2 protein-coding genes and 1 pseudogene are annotated in these 2,394 nt (G+C 73.0%); all 3 read left to right on the top strand.

What is annotated here, in order from left to right; all coding sequences use genetic code 11:
- Positions 1-267, top strand: a pseudogene (locus tag AC1D15_RS27290) (MMPL family transporter); the annotation flags it as partial.
- A 63-nt stretch (positions 268-330) separates the two neighbouring features.
- Complete coding sequence (locus tag AC1D15_RS27295; RefSeq protein WP_477828474.1) at positions 331-1,170, top strand: polysaccharide deacetylase family protein; 840 nt, start codon at positions 331-333, stop codon at positions 1,168-1,170.
- Positions 1,167-2,357, top strand: a complete 1,191-nt coding sequence (locus AC1D15_RS27300) for a beta-ketoacyl-[acyl-carrier-protein] synthase family protein (protein WP_477828475.1) — start codon at positions 1,167-1,169, stop codon at positions 2,355-2,357. Before AC1D15_RS27295 ends, AC1D15_RS27300 begins: the two co-directional genes overlap by 4 nt.
- Positions 2,358-2,394: the final 37 nt, after the last annotated feature.

The raw sequence follows: 2,394 nt of genomic DNA on the forward strand, positions 1-2,394 counted from the left end.
CTGCTGGTGGTGGCGGTCGGGTCGAACTACGCGCTGTTCTTCGACCAGCTCGCCCAGCAGGAGGCCCAGGCCGCAGACGCCGAGACGCTCGCCTCGCTGCTGCTGGCCAACCTGACCATCGTCGCGTCGTTCGCGCTGCTGTGCACCTCCAGCGTGCCGCTGCTGGTGGCGCTGGGCGAGGTGGTCGCGCCGGGCACGCTGCTGTGCCTGCTGCTGTCGGCCAGCTGGGCGCGCCGTCCGGGCGGTGTGGGACAATCCGCGCCCTGATTTGCCCTGCTGGCGGCCAGCGCTTTCCACCCCGGATTTCCCACCCCGGACTCAACGATTCGCATGACGACCTGGCCCGTTCCCACCTTCCTGCTGTTCAGTGCCGCGCTGCACCTGCTGGCGCTGCTCGCGGTGCTGCGCACGCCCGGCGCGTGGCCGTGGGCGCTCGGCGCGGTCGTGCTGAACCACCTCACCATCACGGGACTCGGGCTGTGGCCGCGCTCGACCTGGCTGGGCGAGAACATCACGCGGCTGCCCGCGCCCGCCGCGGCGCGCGGCGAGATCGCGCTGACGCTCGACGACGGCCCGGACCCGGTGCTGACGCCGCAGGTGCTCGACCAGCTCGACGCGGCCGGCGTGCAGGCCACCTTCTTCGTGATCGCCGAACGCGCGGCCGCCCACCCTGCCCTGCTGCGCGAGATCGTGCAGCGCGGCCACGAGGTGCAGAACCACAGCTGGCGGCACCCGCATGCATTCTCGCTGTTCGGCCCGCGCCGCATCGCGCGCGAGCTGCAGCAGGCGCAAGCGTTTCTTCACACGACAACCGGTACGCGGCCGACGCTGTTCCGCGCACCGGCCGGCCTGCGCAACGTGTTCCTCGGCCCGGTGCTGCACCGTGCCGGCCTGCGGCTCGCAAGCTGGACGCGCCGCGGCTTCGACACCCGCGACGGCGATGCGCAACGCGTGCTGGCGCGCCTGACACGGGGCCTGCGCGGCGGCGACATCCTGCTGCTGCACGACGGCCATTGCGCCGCCACGCCCGAAGGCCGGCCGGTGGTGCTGGAGGTGCTGCCGGCGCTGATCGCCCAGGTGCGGCAAGCGGGGCTGCGCTTCGTGCGGCTGGGCGATGCCTGGCCTGCGCACCCTGCGGTGGCGACGACCCACACCGCCCCCGCCGCATGAAGCCGGTCGCGATCACCCGGATGACGGTCACGAGCGCGCTCGGAGCCGGCAACGAGACCCACCTGCAGGCGCTGCGCGACGGCCGCAGCGGGCTCGCACCGTGCCGCTTCGAGGATGTCGCGCTGACCTGCCATGTCGGCGAGGTCGCCGGCGTCGATGCGATCGCGCTGCCGGCCGAGCTCGAGGCCTACGACTGCCGCAACCACCGGCTCGCCTGGCTCGGGCTGCAGCAGAACGGTTTCCGCGCGGCGGTGCGCGCTGCACGCGAGCGCCATGGTGCGCAACGCGTCGCGGTGCTGCTGGGCAGCAGCACCTCCGGCATCCTGCAGACCGAGCATGCCTACCGCCGGCGCGGCCCCGACGGCGCGCTGCCGGACGACTTCCACTACGCCGAGACGCACAACACCGGTTCGCTCGCCCGCTTCGTCGCGCTCGCGCTGCAACTCGACGGGCCGCAGTGGGTGGTGTCGACGGCCTGCTCGTCGAGCGCCAAGGTGTTCGCGGCCGCCGCGCGGCTGATGGAGCTCGGCTGGATCGACGCGGCGGTGGTCGGCGGCGTCGACAGCCTGTGCCTGACGACGCTGTACGGCTTCAACTCGCTGGAACTGCTGTCGCCGCAGATCTGCCGGCCCTGGGATGCCGGCCGCAACGGGCTGTCGCTGGGCGAGGCGGCGGCATTCGCGCTGCTGGAGCGCAAGGTGCGAGGGATGGCGGAACCGCAAGCCTGGCTGCTCGGCACCGGCGAGAGCAGCGACGGCTTCCACATGAGCTCGCCGCTGCCCGACGGCGGCGGCGCGGTCGCGGCGATGCAGCAGGCGCTGGCCGGTGCGGGCCYGCAGCCGGGCGACATCGACTACATCAACCTGCACGGCACCGCGACGCACAACAACGACGCGGCCGAAGACCGTGCCGTGCAGACCGTGTTCGGGCCGGCCGTGCCCTGCAGCTCCACCAAGGGCGCGACCGGCCACACGCTGGGCGCGGCCGGCGGTGTCGAGGCGGTGCTGGGCGTGCTCGCGCTGCAGCACGGGCTGATCCCGGGCGGGCTGAACCGGCTGCACCCGGATGCCGAGCTGCAGTCGAACTACGTCGACCACAGCCGCGCGGCGCCGTTGCGCCATGTGCTGAGCAACTCGTTCGGCTTCGGCGGCTCGAACGCCAGCCTCGTGTTCGGAGCCGCCCGATGAGCACGCTCTTCGTGCAAGGCATCGGGCTGTGCGGCCC

The organism is Rhizobacter sp. P2_H2 (genome assembly GCF_056403375.1).

Bases quoted from the DNA above. Each gene is read 5' to 3' on its own strand.
- AC1D15_RS27295 (WP_477828474.1), top strand. From the start codon at position 331: ATGACGACCTGGCCCGTTCCCACCTTCCTGCTGTTCAGTGCCGCGCTG.